Below are 17,800 nucleotides of genomic sequence, written 5' to 3'. Positions count from 1 at the left end.
GCATATGGAACTATCGGTTCAAAAGTGGGGCAATAGCGCAGCCGTGCGGCTGCCGTCGGAATTGCTCGGCATGCTCAAAGTCGCGCTGGGCGACAAGCTGGTGGTCGACGTCAGGCCGGACGGAGTACTGTTGAAAGCGAAACGTCCCACGTTTTCGCTGGACGAGCTTGTCGCACAGTGCGACAGCGCTGCGCCGGAGCCTGCCGACATGGCGGCCTGGAGCAATACCAAACCGGCAGGCCGCGAAACATGGTGAGACGCGCCAAATTCGGCCGCGGCGACATTGTGACGGTGGGCATGGAACCGGTTGAGGTGCGCGAACAGCGAGGCGAATCCCGTCCGGCACTGGTGCTGTCCACCAGCGTATTCAATGCGCTAGGCCTGGTTCTGGTTGCGCCCATCACCCAAGGCGGCGACTTCGCGCGCCACGCCGGATTCGCCGCATCGCTGAGCGGCGCGGGAACAAGAACGCAAGGCGTGGCACTCGTCAATCAGATCCGTATGCTCGACCTCGAGGCGCGGGCCGCCAAACGGATTGAGACCGCTCCGGAGTTCGTTGTTGAAGACGCGTTGGCGCGTCTTCGGGCCATTATCGACTGACAGGGGGAGTGCCATGCTACACGGCAGCTGTTTATGCGGGGGGGTGATTTACCGGGCCGAGGGGCCGGTGGAGCGCGCCAGCCATTGTTACTGCACCATGTGCCAGAAGCAGCATGGTGCGGCGGCGGGCTCGTACGCGAACGTGGCCAGCGCCGGTTTCGTCATCGAACGCGGCGCGGAGCTGGTGACCGAGTACGCATCATCCGACCATGGCCGGCGCGGCTTCTGCAGCGTCTGCGGCTCTAATCTGTACTGGCGCAGCACCCAGGCGCCGGACCGCATCGCCGTCACGCTCGGCACGCTGGAGCCCGAGTACGACGGCCCGGTGGAACGCGAATGGTATCCCGAGAATAAGCCCGGCTGGCTCCCGGCCAGGCAAACCTAGGGCGTCTTAGCGGATGGTGTACTTGAACTTGCCATCCTTGTTGGCGCCCACCTTGATTTTACCGATCGCGGCGCCCTCCGCCATCTTGGCCAGGACGGATTCGGCGATCTCCGGCAGCAAGGTGCCGTTAAGGATGTGATCGACGTTGCGCGCGCCGGAGTCCACTTCGGTGCAGCGCGCCAGCACGGCGTCCACCAGCGCTTCGTCCCAGTTGAACTCCGCCTTGTGGTTGGCGGCGATGCGCTGGCCGATGCGGCCCAGTTTGAGTTCGATGATCTCGGCCAGCACGTCATCCGGAATCGGATAGAACGGGATCACCTTCAGCCGTCCCAGGAAGGCGGGCTTGAACTGCTTGCTCAGCTGCGGGCGGATCATCTCTTCCAGCGCGTCCGCCTTGGGCAGCTCTTCGGCGCTCTTGTTCAGGCAAGCCTGCATCAGCGTTGAAGACGCTACATTCGAAGTGAGGATGATGATGGTGTTGCGGAAGTCGATCTCGCGGCCTTCGGCGTCGTCCATCACGCCCTTGTCGAACACCTGGAAGAACAGCTCCAGCACGTCCGGGTGGGCCTTCTCCACTTCGTCCAGCAGCACCACGCTGTAAGGATTGCGGCGCACCGCTTCGGTCAGCACGCCGCCTTCGCCGTAGCCCACGTAGCCCGGCGGCGAGCCTTTCAGGCCCGACACGCTGTGCGCTTCCTGGTATTCGCTCATGTTAATGGTGACCAGCTTGCGCTCGCCGCCGTACAGCACGTCGGCCAGCGCCAGCGCGGTCTCGGTTTTGCCCACGCCGGACGGGCCGACGAACAGGAACACGCCCTTCGGCTTGTTCGGGTCGTCCAGGTTGGCGCGCGAGGTGCGCACGCGCTGCGCCACCGCTTCCAGCGCATGCGGCTGGCCCAGCACGCGCTCTTCCAGCATGTCCTTCAGCTTGAGCACCGTCTTGATCTCGTCCTTGACCATTTTGCCGAGCGGGATGCCGGTCCAGCCGGCCACGATGCCGGCCACCACGTTGCCGTCCACCTGCACCGGCACCATCGGCGTTTCGCCCTGCAGCGCCTTCAGCTCGTCCAGCAAGGCCTGCACGTCCTTGCCCTGGCTTGCGTCAACCTGGCCGCCCGCCTCCAGTACCACGCGCGCCGCCTTGATCTGCTCCGTCAGCTGCTTTTCCTGCTCCCAGCGCGCCGCCAGTTCGGCGTGCTGCTTGCCGGCCGCCTCGTTGTCCCCGCGCAGCTGCTTCAGGCGCTCGCAGTGCACCGCGCCGCCGCCCGCAGCCTGCTCGCGCTCCAGCGACGCGATCTCCGCGCTCATGCGCTCCTGCCTGCGCGCCAGGTTCTCCAGCAAGGCCGGCGTGGCGTTCTGGCCCAGCGCGACCTTGGCGCAGGCGGTATCGAGCACGCTGATGGCCTTGTCCGGCAGCTGGCGGCCCATGATGTAGCGGTGCGACAGGCGCACCGCCTCGGTAATGGCCTCGTCGTACACGCGCACGTTGAAGTGCTTCTCCATCAGCGGCGCCATGCCGCGCAGCATGGCGCAGGCCAGCTCCTCGCTGGGCTCTTCGACTTTCACCACCTGGAAACGGCGCGCCAGCGCGGCGTCCTTCTCAAAGTATTTCTTGTACTCGCCCCAGGTGGTGGCGGCGATGGTGCGCAGTTCGCCGCGCGCCAGCGCCGGCTTGAGCAGGTTGGCCGCGTCGTTCTGGCCGGCCTGGCCGCCCGCGCCTATCATGGTGTGGGCTTCGTCGATGAACAGGATGATGGCGTGCGGGCTCTTGCGCACTTCGTCGATGACGTTCTTCAGGCGGTTCTCGAACTCGCCCTTGACGCTGGCGCCGGCTTGCAGCAGGCCCATGTCCAGCGTGTGGATCTGCACGCCCTTCAGCACGTCCGGCACGTCGCCTCCGGCGATGCGCAGCGCCAGGCCTTCCACCACGGCGGTTTTGCCCACGCCCGCCTCGCCGGTCAGGATCGGATTGTTCTGGCGGCGGCGCATCAAGATGTCGATGGCCTGGCGGATCTCGTCGTCGCGGCCGATCACCGGATCGACCTTGCCGTCGGCGGCGCGTTGCGTCAGGTTGGTGGTGTACTGGTCCAGCGCCGGCGTCTTGCCGGGCGCGTTGGCGGCGATGTCGCCCACCGGGTCACCGCCTTCCATCTCCGGGCCGCCCGCCTGCGCGGCCGGCACGGCTTCCTGCGAACCGTCCGCGATCTCGTCCAGCTTGTGGCGGATCTGTTCCAGCTCGAACTTGGCGAACAGCTTGGAGCTGCGCTGCGCCAGCTGCGACAGCTCGGAATCGGTCAGCAGCGCCTGCAGCAGGTGCGCGCTGCGGATCTGCACGGCGCGGCCGGACTGGATGTCGAGCGACGCGATCAGCCAGGCATTCTCCATCAGCTTGGGCAGGCGCGCCGAGAACACCGGCGTGCGCGTGTTGCCATTCTTGAAGCGGCTCAGTTCAGACTGCAGGTCCGCCTCCAGCATGCTCACGCTGATGCCGCTGCGGCGCGCGATCACCACCAGGTCGCTCTTGGGCTGTTCCAGCAGGGCCAGGAACAGGTGCTCGATATCGACTTCAAACTGGCCCAGCGACACGCAGATGCCGGCTGCGCGCGTGGCGGCGATGCGGCAGGTATCGTTCAATTTGCCGATCAGCGTTTTCAGGTTGATGCTCATGGTGCCCTACTCCTTTTTGTAATGTATGTATTTCGTACCGCACGTCGCTGCGGTCCTGCGCCTGGCCGCCGGTCAGCACGAAGCTGTCCCAGCCCAGGCGCCCGCCGCTGCGCTCATCGCTCAAGCTGGTGCCCTGCACGTCCGCCGCGCGCAGCACCAGCTGCACTTCGTACTCCAGGGTCAGCCCGGTAAACATGGCCAGCATGCTTTTCAGCGCCCTGGCCGCCTTCCCGCCCGGCAGGAAGGATTCGAAACTGGCGCGGTCCAGTGGGCCGATCACCAGCCGCATGCGCAGGTCGCGCTGCCACACGCGCGCCCCCGCCAGCGCGCCGCCGCCCAGCACCGCGTTGCTGCCGCCCAGCGTGCTTTGCTGGGTGGGCGGCACGTCGTACCAGCAGCCGATGAACTGCGTGATGCGCACCTGCTGGTTGAAATACTCGGACAGCACCCGCGCCACCTGCGAGGCCGAGGCGGGCTTCTGCCGCACGGCGCTGGCGAAATAGCCCAGCGACTCGTCCAGCACGCCGTCGCCGTGGTCCGACATGCGGCGCCGCAGCGAGGCGTTGCCCAGCCCCGCCAGCGACAGCAGCAGCGGCAGGAAACCGTCCTTGCCGCTGCCCTGGTACTTCAGCTCCAGCCGGTACTTGCGCCACGCTTCGTAGAACAGGGCCAGCGCGCGGCTGGAGAAGGTGTCCAGGAAGGCGCGCGGGCCGTCGTCGCGCTGGTACAGCGCGTGCGCGGCGATGCGTTCCGTGTAGTGCGCCGGCAGCGTGCCGCTGCTGCCGAGGAAGCCCATGAAGGTGGGCGTCATGCGCACGTACTTCAGCTCCGACGTTTGTAAAGCTTCGCCCAGCGCGCGCGCGTCGCGCGGCAGCTCGCGCGGCTCGGGGTGCAGCGACTCCAGCTCGCTGGCCGGGAAAGACAGCGAGGTGGAATTCTGGAAGCGCAGGAAGTTCGCCACCGCGCCCTCCTGCGGCACGCCGCGCTTCCTGAGCCACAGCTCCAGCATGCGCACCGCCTGGAAGTACTCGAAACGGTAAGGCTCGGCGAACAGGCGCTCGATTACAGCAGGCTCAAATCGCCGCTTCGTGGCAAGCATCGCAGCAGTTCCTCTCCGGTTTTATGAGACAGCACGACAAGCTGCGTGAAGCTGTTGGCGTGCACGTAGAGGCCGAGGAAGCGCTCTATCACGTGCGCAAAAGCGTGGATGCCGCTGCCGACGAAGGCTTCCTCGTCGATGGTGAGCCGCACTTCCACGCCGCGCACCAGGCAGGCAAAGGGATTCCCCGGCAGCCATGTGTTGGCCGCCTTGTGGGCGATACCGAGCACGCCGCCGATCTGGCGTTGCGTGGCCGGGGAACGCGGCAAGTCGTACAGGGTAAGCATTTCGCGGAAGGCGTCCAGCCCGTCCTCGTCCAGCGACAGGTGGTTCAGCGACAGGTGCGAGATCAGGCGCCAGTGCGCGCCGCGCCCGCGCTCGAAGCGCTGCGAGGCGGTCGGCTTGCGCAGCAGGCTGATGGCGCGCACGCTGGAGCCGCCTTCCATGAACAGGTCGCCGCCGCGCATGCCGTAGGACAGCATGGACGGCAGGTCGCGGTTGGTGCAGCTCAGCTCCAGGCTGAGGGTGTCGGTTTCCACCTCGGCCGGGTCGAAATCGATATCGACGATGGTGATCTCGGTTTCAAAGCCGGGGCTCTTTTCCGCAATGGTCTCGTTGCGGCGCGCCACCCAGTAATGGCCGCTCTTTTCCGGCGCCTGGCCGTGCTTGAGCGAATAAAAGGGGCGGAAGGTGGTGATGGATTCGCCCTGCGGCGTTTGCCGCACCAGGCGCACCGAGTCGATGGCCTGCACCTCGTAGGCGAAGGCGCGGCGCGCGTCGGCCAGCACCGGGTAGCTGGCGGTGGTGTGCGTCAGGCGGATCGGCTCGCCGCGCTGGCGGAACAGGTTCACCACCGGCGTGCAGCCCAGCAGCACGTTGTTCGGGTTGAGCGTGCCGAGCATGCGCGCCACGTTCGAATCGGTGCGCAGGCCGGACAGCGCCAGGTGCAGCGTGACGCTGCGCGCGCCGGACGGCAGCGCGGCGCCGAGCTTGGCCAGGTCGATGTCGAAGAAGTTGAACTTCTCCGGGAAGCAGAAGTACTCGGTCAGCAGGCGGTAGGCCGCGTGCGAGCGGGCCGAGAAATCGATCAGCGATTCGTCTTCCTCGAAGCCGGCCGGCGTCAGCGGCGAAGCTGGCAGCTGCACCCAGCGGCCGCTGCCGTCCGCTTCCGCGTAGGCCGCCACGGTGCGCATGAACAGCGCGTCGCGCAGGGCCGCGCAGAAGGACGGCTCGCCGTCGATGAAGAAGCGCAGCTTGCCCAGCCCCAGCTGCAGCGGGCCGGCCTGCTCGGAGGTGGCGGCCAGCGTAATGCTGATGCTGGAGGTGGCGCCGGGCGGCGCGCGCAGCGCTTCAGGCAGCGCGATGATGGGGTCGAACGACGCCTGCGTGAGCGCCAGCGGCGCCACCGTCACCGGGTAGGCGGTGCGGAAGGTGCAGGCCGCGCCGCGCACCGGGCGCGACGTGAGCTGCGTGCCGCGCGGGATTTCGCTGGCGGCGGTGAGCTGCGCGGCGGCGCCGCTGTAGTCCATGCGGGCGATCGAGCAGGAGGGGAATGGCCGCAGGTAGTGCGGGTACATCACCTCGAACATCGCTTCGGTGAATTCGGGGTAGTCGTCGTCCAGGCGCTTGGCCACGCGCGAGTTGAGCAGCGCGAACGATTCGATCATGCGTTCGATGTGCGGGTCTTCGCAGACCTCGCCGCCGACCAGGAGCCGGCCGGCGATTTTCGGGTAGCGCTCGGCGAATTCGCGCGAATAGCGGCGCAGGAAACCGAGCTCCCGTTCGTAATAAGGTAACAGCTGTTCCAAGTCAGGCTCCCGGCGACGCCGCGCGGCGCGCCTTGCTGATGGTGTAATGCAGGCTCGATGGTTGCAGCACTGCGTCGAAATTGACGGGTTCGTGGGTGGCGCTGGCAACCAGCAGCGCGGTGATGTTGAAGCCGAGGCGGTTGATGGCGCCCTCGCGCACTTCCAGCGAGGCCTGCACGTTGCGCAGGCGCGGCTCGTGGCGCAGGATGGCGCGTTCCAGCGCGCGGCAGATGTAGGCCCGGTCGTCGGTGCTCGACAGCGACAGGCCGGCGAAGTCGCTCAGGCCGTAGCTGGCGATGGAGCGGCCGCACTCCGGAAAGCGTTTCAGCAAATCCTCGCGCACCACGGCGCGGGTGTTGAGCAGCGCTTCTAGGTCGCGCGCCACCGCATCCTTCATCTCCTCGATGGACAGCCTCGCAACGGTGCCCGAGCTGCCTCCGGCACCGTGCGCTGGCTCGTCAAGGAGCCGGTCGAACAACCCTGGCGTGTAACCCTTTACTGCCATGACGGTCCCTGGCTAAGTTGTTCGACCATACTGCACATGCTTAGGCCGTCTTGTTGGCCGACAGATCCCAGCCGCCCGAGGTGTTGCCGCCCGAACCGCCGCCCACTTTTTGCTGGGTGTACTTCCACTTCACTTTCGAGTACTTGATCGACACGTCTTCGCTCAGGATGTTGCCTTCAGCGATGGCCGGAGCGACGGAGCCGATCAGCACGTTTTCCAGTTCGATTTCGAAGTACTTGATGCGCTCGCCCTGGCCGTCGGCGCGCAGGAACTCCAGCTTCGCCTTCGGAATGGTTTTGCCCGAAGAGCAGGTCTGCAGCAGGATGGGCGTGGCCAGGTCGGCCAGCTTGTGCACGACGATGTCTTTGTGTTCGGTACGCTCGGCGGTGTGGCCGCCGCCGGTCGACGCGGTGGCCGACTTAGGCTGCAGCACTTCGAACTGGACCGATTTGACTTCGATCCAGTCTTTGTGTGCGTTGTCGGTGGACTCGCCTTTGATACCGTCGATTTGCAGGTAGACGTCGATTGCCATGGTATTCCTTTCAGTTGGTGATGGACTTTAAAAAAATCAGGATTTGGTCGAAGCAGGCAGCTCCGCGACCAATCGGAGCGAAACAGAAAGCTCGTCGAGCTGGAAGTGGGGGCGCAGGAACGACACGGCGCGGTAAACGCCAGGCCGTCCCGGCACCTCCGACACCTGCACCGACGCTTCCCGCAGCGGGAACTGGGCCTTCTGTTCCTGCGTTGCGTTATCGTCGAGCAGCACGTACTGCGTCAGCCAGCGGTTCAGGAAGTCCTCCACGTTGGAGGCGGCAGCGAAGCTGCCGATCTTGTCCCGCATCATGGCCTTCATGTAGTGCGCGATGCGCGACACGGCGAAGATGTACTGCAGCTGCGCCGACAGCACCGCGTTGGCGTTGGCCGAGTCGGTGTTGTATTTCTTGGCCTTTTGGGCCGACTGCGCGCCGAAGAAGGCCGCGTAGTCCGTGTTCTTGCAGTGCACCAGCGAGATGAAACCGAGGTCGCTCAGCTCCTTCTCGCGGCGGTCGGTGATGGCGATCTCGGTCGGGCACTTGAGCGCCACTTCGCCTTCGTCGGTCTTGAAGGTGTGGGTCGGCAGGTCTTCCACCAGGCCGCCGCCTTCCACGCCGCGGATCGCCGCGCACCAGCCGAAGTCCTCGAAGGCCGCCGTCAGCTTGGTGCCGAAGGCATAGGCCGCGTTGCACCACAGGTATTTCTGGTGGTCGGTGCCGTCCACGTCCTCGACGAAGTTGAAGCCCTCGGTGGTGGCGCCGTCGGCCGGATTGAACGGCAGGCGGCCCAGGAAGCGCGGCAGGGTCAGGCCGACGTAGCGCGAGTCTTCCGATTCGCGGAACGACTTCCACTTGGTGTACTCCACGGTGTCGAACACCTTCGACAGGTCGCGCGGCTTGCCCAGGTCGCTGTAGCTGTCCAGGCCGAACAGCTCCGGCGAGGCGGCGCTGATGAAGGGCGCGTGCGCGGCAGCCGCCACGTGCGACATCTGCTCGATGAAGTACATGTCTTCCGGCTGGCGGGTGATCTCGAAGTCGCCCAGCAGCGCGCCGAACGGGGCGCCGCCGAAGGTGCCGAATTCCTCCTCGTAGACCTTCTTGAACATGGTGCTCTGGTCGAATTCGAGCGCGCTCTGGAAGTCCTTCACCAGCTCCTTCTTGGTCGCGTTGAGCAGCTTGATCTTCATGTTGGTGCCGGTGGCGCTGTTCTTGACCAGGTAGTGCAGGCCGGTCCAGCTGCTTTCCAGCTTCTGGAACTCGGGCGCGTGCATCACGGCCGACAGCTGCGCCGAGATCACGCGGTCCAGTTCCGCCACGCGGGCGTCGATGGTGGCGGCCAGGTTGTCGGACACGACCACCGTGCCCTCCATCACCTGGTTCACCAGTTCAGAGATCAGGTCCTTGGCGCGCGCGTGCTCCACGCTGGACTTGGCCACCTTGCTCTGCTCGACGATCTGGTCCAGCAGCGCGGATTCGCTGGCGTGCGCCGGCGCGGCGCTCAGTTCGGTGCTCAATTGGGCGGACATGGCTTATTCCTTCGCTTCAGGCTTGGCGCCGCTCAGCTGCGCCAGTTTCTCGGTGCTGCTCAACACATCGTTCAGGATGTCTTCCAGCTTGTCGTTGCCGGCCAGCTTGTTGCGCAGGTCGGCCAGCTTGGTGCGCGCCTCCAGCAGCTTGCGCAGCGGCTCGACCTGCTGCACCACGGATTCGGGACGGAAGTCCTCCATCGACTTGAACTTCAGGTCCACCGCGAACTGGCCGCCGTCCTCGCCAAGCTCGTTGCTCACGCGGTAGGCGGCGCGCGGCTCCACGCCCTTCATCACCTCGTCGAAGTTGTCGCGGTCGATGCCGACGAACTTGCGTTCCTTCAGGCGCTTTTGCTCCACTTCCGAGTTGCCGCCGAAATCGCCGACGACGCCCATCACGAAGGGCAGTTCCTTGCTCTCGATGGCGTCGCCGATTTCAACGTCGTAGCTCATCTGCACGCGCGGCGGACGGATCTTGGTCAGGCGCTTCTGGACACTTTCACTTTTAGACATGGTTTTCCCCTGTTCGACTGGTTACGGGTTATTTCAGGCCGCTGAACGGATCGGCGCTGGATTCCTGGCGCGCCTTGGCGCCCTTCTTGGCGGTGCCGCCGCGCGCCGCCGGCGGCTTAGCGGCGGAGGCCTGCGCCGGCTGCGGCGGCACCAGCACGGTTTCGCCCAGGCTTTCGCGCAGCAGCTTGGCCAGGTCCTGCGATTCGGTGCGCAGCGGTCCGCTCAGATTGTTCTGGCGGCTCAGGTCGGCCAGCGCGCGGGTTGACAGCCGCAGGCCGCTGATGGCGATGATGCTGTTGGCCAGCTGGTCGTTCGGATCGCGCACCAGGATTTCCTGCGCGCTCACGATGGCTTCGCCGTACTGGCCGGCGTCGTAGCGGGTCTGGGCGATGCTGACCCAGGGTGCTTTTTCAGCCGGGAAAGCGGCGGCGGTCTGTTTCCACAGCGTAACGGCCTGCTCCTTTTGGCCGGACGAGGCTGCCTGGCTGGCCTTTTCCATCAGCGCGCTGACGGTCGGCTTGGGGATCTCCGGCACTTGCGGCACCGTGTTGCACGCGCTCAGGATGACCGCGCAGCTGGTAGCGCCGGCCAGGCGGCGCAGGGTATGTACAGGTTTCATGCTTTCCTCGGACTGACTTGCAAAAAAGAGATATTCAATTGCTAACTTGTTACTTCGGCGACACATTATCAGAAATTTATTTTTGTGCGCGTTCAATTGAATTTCGCCTGGAAACTTGCTGATCGTGAAGGCCGCGCACGATTGCCGTGCTCGCTTGCGACATGTTTCCTAAAGAAATGTTAGTGTTCTGCTACTTATAAAATTTCTGTTTTGATAACATGACAAACAAGGTACTTTGGGGCGAAGGATTGTTCCTGCGGCCGCAGCATTTCCAGCAGCAGGACCGCTATCACGAGCACCGCCTGCACGAGAGCGTGAAGGCGCTGCACCCCTACGCCTGGGGCGTGAACCAGATCGAGATCGACCGCGAAGCGCTGGCCAACAACGCGCTGCGCCTGCTCGAACTGTCGCTGCGCTTCCAGGACGGCGAGCTGTACGACGCGCCCGGCGTGGACGAGCTGCCGGACACGGTGGACCTGAGCCAGCTGCCGCAGCACCAGCAAAGCGTGACCTTCTACGCCGCCCTACCCGCCTTCAAGCCCTTCGGCGGCAACTTCGGCATGGCCGGCCAGACCGGCCCGGGCAGCAACGGCGTGCGCTTCGTGCAGTCCAACGCGGACACGCCGGACCTGTACACGCAAGCCGCGCAAGCCCAGCTGAGCTACCTGAAAAAAGCCGTGCGCCTGGTGCCCGACCACGAACCGCGCGACTCCTACACCCACTTCCCGCTGCTGCGCCTGCGCCGCGCCGCCAGCGGCGGCTTCGAGCTGGACCCGTCCTTCGTGCCGCCGTCGCTGTCGATCCGCAGCGCGCCGCTGCTGTTCCTGCAGCTGCGCCGCCTGATCGACGCGCTGCAGGCCAAAGTCAGCGCGCTGCAGGGCCACCACCGCGAACCGAGCCGCCACGTGATCGAATTCCGCTCCGGCGACATGTCCTCGTTCTGGCTGCTGCACACCGCCAGCACCGCCTTCGCCGGCCTGACGCACTACTTCCACCACCCGGCGCTGCACCCGGAACGCCTGTACGAGCAGCTGCTGTCGCTGGCCGGCGCGCTGATGACCTTCTCCAAGAGCTGGAACCTGTCCGACCTGCCGCCCTACCAGCACGCCGCCCCCGGCCCGGCCTTCGCGCGCCTGCACCAGATCATCCGCGAGCTGCTGGACACGGTGATCTCGTCCAAATACTTCGCCATCGCGCTCAACGAAATCAAGCCGTCCTACCACCACGGCATGCTCGACAGCGGCAAGATCGACGACAAGACCACCTTCTACCTGGCCGTCTCGGCCGACCTGCCGGCGGTGGAACTGGTGGACGTGGTGCCGCTGCGCTTCAAGATCGGCGCGCCGGACGACGTGGAGAAATTCGTGCTGTCGGCCATGCCGGGGGTGCGCATCCAGCACGCGCCGCAAGTGCCCGCCGCCATCCCGGTGCGGCCGGACGCCTGCTATTTCGCCATCGAAGGCAAGGGCCAGATGTACGAGCGCATGCTGCAAGCCCAATCGATTTCCATCTATGTGCCGTCCGGCCTGCGCGATTTGAAGCTGGACCTGCTGGCCGTTACTTCCTGAGCGGAGACCAAACAACATGAGCAACGTGGCTGCACCTTCCCTCGCCCCTTCCCTGTTCTCGTCCGGCGCACCGGCCGCGCCGGCGTCGAACAAACCGCAATCGCTGCAAGACCTGATGTATGACGGCTTCTACGCCCTGTTCATGCTGAAGAACGGCAGCGGCCCGCAGGACAACGCCGACTTCGCCGCGAAGATGACCCAGTTCCTGGACGAATTCGGCCGCAACGCGCGCAAGCACAACGCCTCGCCGGACGACATCGACGCCGCCAAGTACGCCTTCTGCGCGGCGGTGGACGAGATCATCCTGCGCTCGCCCTATTCCATCCGCGACGCGTGGGAACGCCGCCCGCTGCAGCTGCAGCTTTTCGGCGACCAGCTGGCCGGCGAAAACTTCTACATCCGCCTGGAAGCGCTGCGCGCGCGCGGCGCCGCCCACGTACAGGCGCTGGAAGTGTTCCATATGTGCTTGCTGCTGGGCTTCCAGGGCCGCTACATCCTGGAAGGCTCGGAAAAGCTGACCTACCTGACCAGCCGCCTGGGCGACGAAATCGCCCAGATGAAGGGCAAGCGCGGCGGCTTCGCGCCGCACGCCGAGCGCCCGGACCAGGTGGCGCACAAGCTGCGCAGCGACCTGCCGCTGTGGGTGCTGTGCTCCGTGTTCGCGCTGGTTTGCGTGCTGGGCTACATCGGCCTGCGCACCTCGCTGGGGCGCCACACCGACGAGCGCCTGCACGCCTATAACGACGTCGTGAAAATGGCGCCGCGCGTGGCCAACCTCACCATCACGCTGCCCTGATGGCACCGGCATCCCCGCTCAGCCCTGCGCTCGGCGTGTTCGGCACGGGCCTGAGCCAGCACGCCCGCCTGCTCACGCTGGCCAGCGCGCAGGAACGCGCCCTGCCCGAATCGCTGATGGCCGAGCACTTCACGGCGCGCGAGGGCGTGAACGAACTGTACGCCTTCGAAGTGCACGCGCTCAGCACCTCCACCGACCTGGAACTCGACCAGTTCATCGGAGAAGAGCTCACCCTCACGCTGCTGCAGCCGGACGGCAGCCGGCGCGCCTGGCACGGCCTGTGCACCGAAGCGGCCTGGCTGGGCGCGGACGGCGGCGTGGCGCGCTACCGCCTGCTGCTCGAACCGGCGCTCGCGCTGCTGCGCCTGCGCCGCGACAGCTACATCTACCAGGACAAGAACGCGCAGGACATCATCACCGAACTGCTGCAGGACTACCCGCAGGTGCGCTTCTCCTTCGACGTGACGCAGGAACTGGCGCCGCGCCCCATCTGCACCCAGTACCGCGAAAGCGACTTCGACTTCTTCGAACGCCTGCTGGCCTCGGAAGGCCTGAGCTGGCGCTTCGAGCACGACCCGCCCGGCGCGGAAAGCGACAAAGGCGACGGCCAGTCCAAGCACAAGCTGGTGATCTTCGACAGCAAAGCCCAGGCGCCCGCCATGCCCGGCGGCGCCGAACTGCGCTTCCACGGCGTGCGCGCCACCGACACCGACGACGCCATCGACCGCTTCGCCGCGCGCCGCCAGGTGCAGCCCAACGCCGTCAGCATCGCCAGCTGGGACCCGGCGCAGTTGCTGGCGCCGTCGGCCGAGCAGCAATCCAGCCTGGACGCCGGCGAACTGCCCGCGCTGGCCATCTACGACGGCAGCGGCGAGCGCATCGCCAGCGGCAAAGAGACCGGCCACGGCGCCGCCGACCCGCACAGCCTCCTGATGCTGCAGGCGCTGGAACTGAACAACAAGGTCTTCGAAGGCAGCGGCGCCGTGCGCCGCCTGGCCCACGGCCACAGTTTCCAGCTGGCCCAGCACGAACGCTACGCCGACGGCGCCAACAGCTTCAAGGTGCTGTGGGTGGAACACGAAGCGCGCAACAACTTCGACGCATCGATCAAGGGGGGCCCCGCCTTCGGCGTGGAAGCCGGCACCTACCGCAACAGCTTCGGCTGTGTGCGCGAAGCCTTCGCCATCGTGCCCGCAGCCACCGCCGCGCCACACGCCAGCACCGCGCTCGGGCCGCAGACCGCCATCGTGGTCGGCCTGGCCGACGCCATCTCCACCACCACGCGCGACCACCAGGTACGCGTGCAGTTCGCCTGGCAGCGCGGCGAAGGCGCCAACGCCGGCGGCATGGCGCACAACACCGACGCCAAGGGCAGCGCCCCCGGCGACGAGCGCACCGGCACCTGGGTGCGCGTGGCCGAAGCGCTGGCGGGCCCCAACTGGGGCACCCAGTTCACGCCGCGCATCGGCACTGAAGTGCTGGTCGACTTCATCGAGGGCGACATGGACCGCCCGGTGGTGGTGGCCCAACTCTACACCGGCAGCGACGCGCCGCCCTTCGCGGCGGGCGTGGACGCGGGCGTGAACCACGCCGGCACCATCTCCGGCATCCACAGCCAGAACTTCGACCGCAGCGGCTACGGCCAGTGGCAGCTGGACGACACGCCCGGCCAGGTGCGCACGCGCCTGGCCAGCAGCAGCGCCGCCACCCAGCTCAACCTGGGCTACCTGGTCCAGCAGGCTCCCGGCTCCGCGCAGCGCGGCAGCTACCGCGGCGCCGGCTTCGAACTGCGCACCGACGCCTGGGCCGTGCTGCGCGGCGCCGAAGGCGTGCTGCTCACCACCAGCGCGCGCAACGCCCAAGGCAGCGGCGTCACCTCGACCCAACTCGACACCGCCGAAGCGTTGGCGCAGCTGAAAGCCGCCGAAGAACTGGCCAAGCAATTGGGCGACGCCGCCAGCGTGCAGCAAGCCCTCACCAGCAAGGACGCCGTCGCCGCGCACAAGGACTTCATCACCCAGGTCGATCCCCAGCAAAGCGGCAAGCACGCCGGCGCCGTCAACGGCCAGCAGGCTGTGAAAGCGCAAGCCGGCTCGCGCGAAGCGGATAGCGCCAAACCGGTGGAAAAGTTCGGCGTCCCGCTGGTGCTGATGGACGCCCCGGCCAGCATCAACTGGGCCACCCCCGCCTCCACGGTGCTGTTCGCAGGCAAGCAGCTGCAGTGGGTCACACAGGGCGACCTGCACCTCGCTGCCGCGCACACCGTGTCCTCGGTGGCCGGCAACGCGGCCGGCTTCTTCAGCCACGCGGGCGGCATCCAGGCCTTTGCCGGCAACGGCCCGGTGTCGCTGCAGGCCCACACCGGTGAGCTGGAGATCCTGGCCGATAAAGAGATCACCATCATCTCGGTGAACGACAGCATCGAGATCAAGGCCAGCAAGAAGATCGTGCTGCAGGCCGGCCAGTCCAGCATCACGCTGGACGGCGGCGACATCACCTTCGCCTGCCCCGGCAACTTTACCGTCAAGGGCGGCCAGCACATCTTCGACGGCGGCGGCAGTGGCGCGGCCGGTTTGCCCGCCCTGCCGACCGGCAGCGCCATCTGCATCGAATGCCTGAAAAACGCGGCGGCCAAGGCCAGCAGCTTCCTGGTCCGCTAAGCGCTAAGAAAAAAATATGGACAACCCAACCCACACCTACGCCCTGCTCGACTGCTCCCAGCACGACCGCGCGTTGAGCGAGCTGACTGCGCGCTTCCCCGACGTGCAATGGAGGTCGTTGTTCGACGGCACGCCCGAAGAACACCTGACCGCCGCCGCTCCGCTGCTGATCGCCACGCCTCGCGAGCACGAAGCGCTCATCAAATGGCTGGCGCAGCTGGAACAGGCCGCGCCCAGCGTCAGCTGGATAACCAGTCCCTACGCGCTGCCCGTGCTCGCGCCCATGCTCACGCGCCGCCTGAACTGCGAAATCGACGACGGCCAGCTAGTCGTGCTGCGCTTTTACGACCCGCGCATTCTGCTCGGCCTGCCCTCCGCCTTGGACGCACAGCAGAAGCGCTACTTCTTCGCCCCCGTGAGCGCCTGGAGCGCGCTAGAACCGCGCCGCCGGCAGCGCTACAGCATCGACATCGTGGCCGCCACGCCGGCCGACATCGCCCGCTACGCCTTCGCCCCCATCAGCCTCACGCTGGCCCAGCGCGACCAGCTGATGTACTTCGACAAGGAGAACCTGTACGACAGCATCGTCCGGCATTGGGAAGAGACCTGCCCGGACGACATCGCCGGCATCAAGCGCGGCATGCTGCGCGAAGCGGCCATCGCAGCGGTCAGCCGCGCCAGCGGCTACGGCATCACGGATCCCAGCGCCCAGCACCTGTTCGCAGGTCTGATGATGACAGTGTCGCCTTCCTTCGACGACAACGCCATGGTCAAAGCCCATCTCAGCAACCCCGATGTGCCGCAGGCCGAACGCCTGAGCCGGATGATCGCGCAACTGCCGGAGCAGGCGTGGGAGCAGATCGTCAAGGCCAAGCGCTACGACGCCCTGTTTGAGCTGGCGCCTGGCCAAACAGGTGCGCAGTCATGATGAACCTGCAAGACATCACCAAAAAACTCTCGGACGCGACAACTGCGCTGGCCAAGGCCGACAACGACCTGAAGCTGGAAATCGCCGGCGCCGCTGCCGACGCGGCGGGGCTGGTCGATCCCACACCGGCTTCCGACATTGTCGGCGCCGGCATCTCGATCGCCCGGGGCGACTACTGGGGCGCAGCGCTCAGCACCGTCAGCATGGTGCCTTATTTGGGCGACGCGCTGGCCAAGCCCGCCAAAGCCGTGCGCGCCACCAAGGCCATCATGGGGCTGGAGAAAAAAGTCGCTGCGCTGACGCAAACCGTTGCCGACCTGACGAAAGCAAAAAAACAAGCCGAAGCAGCCGAAGTGGCAGCCAAGGAAGCTAAAATTGCGAAAGAGGCTGACGCTGCGAAGGATGCGGCCGCGCAGCAGGAAAAAATCGCGTCAAAGGATGGGAAAGACTGCAAGGATTGCAAATCCACTGATAAAAAAGATGTCGCCAGTGGGGCGGCTAAAACGGAGATTAAGAATGGCTATAAGTACACACTTGATGCAGAAGGCCGAGTAACCAGAATCCAAGGGAAATTGACTAGCAACCCTGCCCAAAAAAGAAACACCAAAGCACAACTTGCTGCCGGAGGAGATTCCAGGCTCGCTACGGATGAAGGTGGTCATTTCATCGGAAGACGCTTCGATGGACCAACAGAGGATTTGAATCACTTTGCGCAAAACATGAACCTCAACCGAGGAGCATATAAATCATTAGAAAACAGTTGGGACAAAGCATTGAAGGAAGGCAAAGAAGTACTGATTGACATTGTACCAAGCTACCCTGGCGATTCAAAAAGACCGAGCTCTTTACTTATTAAGTACACAATTGATAAACAACCCTTCCGAAAGAGCTTCTTCAATCGGCAGGGCGGAATATAGAATATGATGGAGTTAAAATGAGTAACGTTTTAGAAGATTTGTACCAGAAAATTGGCGAGGAAGCATTATCTTCGGTCGACGATTTGAATGGCAGGCTATTAATCTATGCTGAAGTTGAGGATGGAGCCCTATCTGATGGCATATTGTACGAAAAAGGTCCAAGGAGCACACCAACCTTTAAGTTCTGTTCAGCCCAACTTAACGCCATGATTTATTCCCTTTGGGAAGAATGGCAGAGGGATCCCAAAAACAAAGAATGGAAAGGGATTGCCTACTTTATAGAGAACGGGGATTTTACGCTAGACTTCACGTACCCTGATCAAATGCGAAGTGATGAAGACATGCCAGAGCGGCGGCCAAGGGTATTTAAAAAATACTTCGGAGATGTGGAGATCGACTACTCTGACCCTGACTAGTTGTTTAGTCCGTGTGATCATATTCCTTGTCGCAGCTGGCCTTTGTTTCGCGCAAAGGCTATGCTCGAAGAGTTGATCGCGGACTTGGCGCCACGCTAGCTGGACCAATGCAAGACCGCCCTGAAGCCGTCGAGAACATTAGGGAGGCGCTGATCAATTGAGCTTTTCGGCAGAACTGGACGTGTTCAGCGTTCCAGTTGTGGTCTCGAAAACTCAAAGAAGGGCATAAAAAGCGGCAAATTCGCCCCCGAGTCTGCTTA

The 17,800-nt window shown here is 64.8% G+C and carries 17 protein-coding genes; 9 read left to right on the top strand and 8 right to left on the bottom strand.

Going from position 1 to position 17,800, the window contains the following annotated elements:
* Nucleotides 1–4 precede the first annotated feature (4 nt).
* From AC56DV_RS27025 to AC56DV_RS27015, 3 genes are read left to right on the top strand one after another with little or no spacing between them, the layout of a single operon-like run.
* On the top strand, nt 5–256 hold the full coding sequence (locus tag AC56DV_RS27025; RefSeq protein ID WP_496317308.1) for an AbrB/MazE/SpoVT family DNA-binding domain-containing protein: 252 nt from the start codon (nt 5–7) through the stop codon (nt 254–256).
* Entirely contained in the window at nt 250–600 is a 351-nt protein-coding gene (locus AC56DV_RS27020) for a type II toxin-antitoxin system ChpB family toxin (protein WP_496317307.1), read from the top strand. The genes AC56DV_RS27025 and AC56DV_RS27020 overlap by 7 nt, the downstream gene beginning before the upstream one ends.
* A gap of 13 nt (nt 601–613) precedes the next feature.
* Nucleotides 614–985, top strand: coding sequence for a GFA family protein (locus tag AC56DV_RS27015; protein WP_496317306.1), 372 nt, complete (start codon nt 614–616; stop codon nt 983–985).
* A 6-nt stretch (nt 986–991) separates the two neighbouring features.
* Here AC56DV_RS27015 and tssH read toward each other — a convergent pair whose 3' ends face one another.
* From tssH to AC56DV_RS26975, 8 genes are read right to left on the bottom strand one after another with little or no spacing between them, the layout of a single operon-like run.
* Nucleotides 992–3,652 (bottom strand): type VI secretion system ATPase TssH, encoded by a 2,661-nt coding sequence (tssH, locus tag AC56DV_RS27010; protein ID WP_496317305.1) that lies wholly within the window; start codon nt 3,650–3,652, stop codon nt 992–994.
* Nucleotides 3,552–4,751 carry a type VI secretion system baseplate subunit TssG gene (gene tssG, locus AC56DV_RS27005; RefSeq protein WP_496317304.1) on the bottom strand — a complete coding sequence of 400 codons (1,200 nt, stop codon included), beginning with the start codon at nt 4,749–4,751 and terminating at the stop codon, nt 3,552–3,554. Before tssG ends, tssH begins: the two co-directional genes overlap by 101 nt.
* Nucleotides 4,715–6,559, bottom strand: coding sequence for a type VI secretion system baseplate subunit TssF (tssF, locus tag AC56DV_RS27000; protein ID WP_496317303.1), 1,845 nt, complete (start codon nt 6,557–6,559; stop codon nt 4,715–4,717). Before tssF ends, tssG begins: the two co-directional genes overlap by 37 nt.
* 1 nt (nt 6,560) lies before the next feature.
* Nucleotides 6,561–7,064 (bottom strand): type VI secretion system baseplate subunit TssE, encoded by a 504-nt coding sequence (tssE, locus tag AC56DV_RS26995; RefSeq protein ID WP_496317302.1) that lies wholly within the window; start codon nt 7,062–7,064, stop codon nt 6,561–6,563.
* A 40-nt stretch (nt 7,065–7,104) separates the two neighbouring features.
* Nucleotides 7,105–7,596 carry an Hcp family type VI secretion system effector gene (locus AC56DV_RS26990; RefSeq protein WP_056391891.1) on the bottom strand — a complete coding sequence of 164 codons (492 nt, stop codon included), beginning with the start codon at nt 7,594–7,596 and terminating at the stop codon, nt 7,105–7,107.
* A 36-nt stretch (nt 7,597–7,632) separates the two neighbouring features.
* Nucleotides 7,633–9,123 (bottom strand): type VI secretion system contractile sheath large subunit, encoded by a 1,491-nt coding sequence (gene tssC / locus AC56DV_RS26985; RefSeq protein ID WP_496317301.1) that lies wholly within the window; start codon nt 9,121–9,123, stop codon nt 7,633–7,635.
* Between the two features lie 3 nt (nt 9,124–9,126).
* A complete protein-coding gene (gene tssB / locus AC56DV_RS26980) occupies nt 9,127–9,636 on the bottom strand; it encodes a type VI secretion system contractile sheath small subunit (RefSeq protein ID WP_496317300.1) in 510 nt (169 codons plus the stop codon).
* 28 nt (nt 9,637–9,664) lie between these two features.
* Nucleotides 9,665–10,255 carry a tetratricopeptide repeat protein gene (locus AC56DV_RS26975; protein WP_496317299.1) on the bottom strand — a complete coding sequence of 197 codons (591 nt, stop codon included), beginning with the start codon at nt 10,253–10,255 and terminating at the stop codon, nt 9,665–9,667.
* Between the two features lie 218 nt (nt 10,256–10,473).
* Between AC56DV_RS26975 and tssK the strand changes: the two genes are divergently transcribed.
* The 6 genes from tssK to AC56DV_RS26945 are packed head-to-tail and all read left to right on the top strand — an operon-like array spanning nt 10,474 to nt 17,540.
* On the top strand, nt 10,474–11,823 hold the full coding sequence (tssK, locus tag AC56DV_RS26970; RefSeq protein ID WP_496317298.1) for a type VI secretion system baseplate subunit TssK: 1,350 nt from the start codon (nt 10,474–10,476) through the stop codon (nt 11,821–11,823).
* Between the two features lie 16 nt (nt 11,824–11,839).
* Nucleotides 11,840–12,619 carry a type IVB secretion system protein IcmH/DotU gene (icmH, locus tag AC56DV_RS26965; RefSeq protein WP_057156817.1) on the top strand — a complete coding sequence of 260 codons (780 nt, stop codon included), beginning with the start codon at nt 11,840–11,842 and terminating at the stop codon, nt 12,617–12,619.
* A complete protein-coding gene (locus AC56DV_RS26960) occupies nt 12,619–15,279 on the top strand; it encodes a type VI secretion system Vgr family protein (RefSeq protein WP_496317297.1) in 2,661 nt (886 codons plus the stop codon). The genes icmH and AC56DV_RS26960 overlap by 1 nt, the downstream gene beginning before the upstream one ends.
* A gap of 16 nt (nt 15,280–15,295) precedes the next feature.
* Nucleotides 15,296–16,207: a DUF4123 domain-containing protein gene (locus AC56DV_RS26955; protein ID WP_496317296.1), complete on the top strand. Its 912-nt coding sequence runs from the start codon at nt 15,296–15,298 to the stop codon at nt 16,205–16,207.
* On the top strand, nt 16,204–17,124 hold the full coding sequence (locus AC56DV_RS26950) for a DNA/RNA non-specific endonuclease (protein WP_496317295.1): 921 nt from the start codon (nt 16,204–16,206) through the stop codon (nt 17,122–17,124). Before AC56DV_RS26955 ends, AC56DV_RS26950 begins: the two co-directional genes overlap by 4 nt.
* A 17-nt stretch (nt 17,125–17,141) precedes the next feature.
* The gene (locus AC56DV_RS26945; RefSeq protein WP_496317294.1) at nt 17,142–17,540 is read left to right on the top strand and encodes a hypothetical protein; all 399 of its coding nucleotides are present in this window, start codon (nt 17,142–17,144) and stop codon (nt 17,538–17,540) included.
* The last annotated feature ends 260 nt before the right edge of the window (nt 17,541–17,800 follow it).

Source organism: Massilia sp. BGA-UO-ETr-WB1 (genome assembly GCF_059567845.1).
The sequence above is the reverse complement of the archived record's forward strand: the minus strand, read 5'-3'. Positions and strand labels throughout refer to the sequence as shown.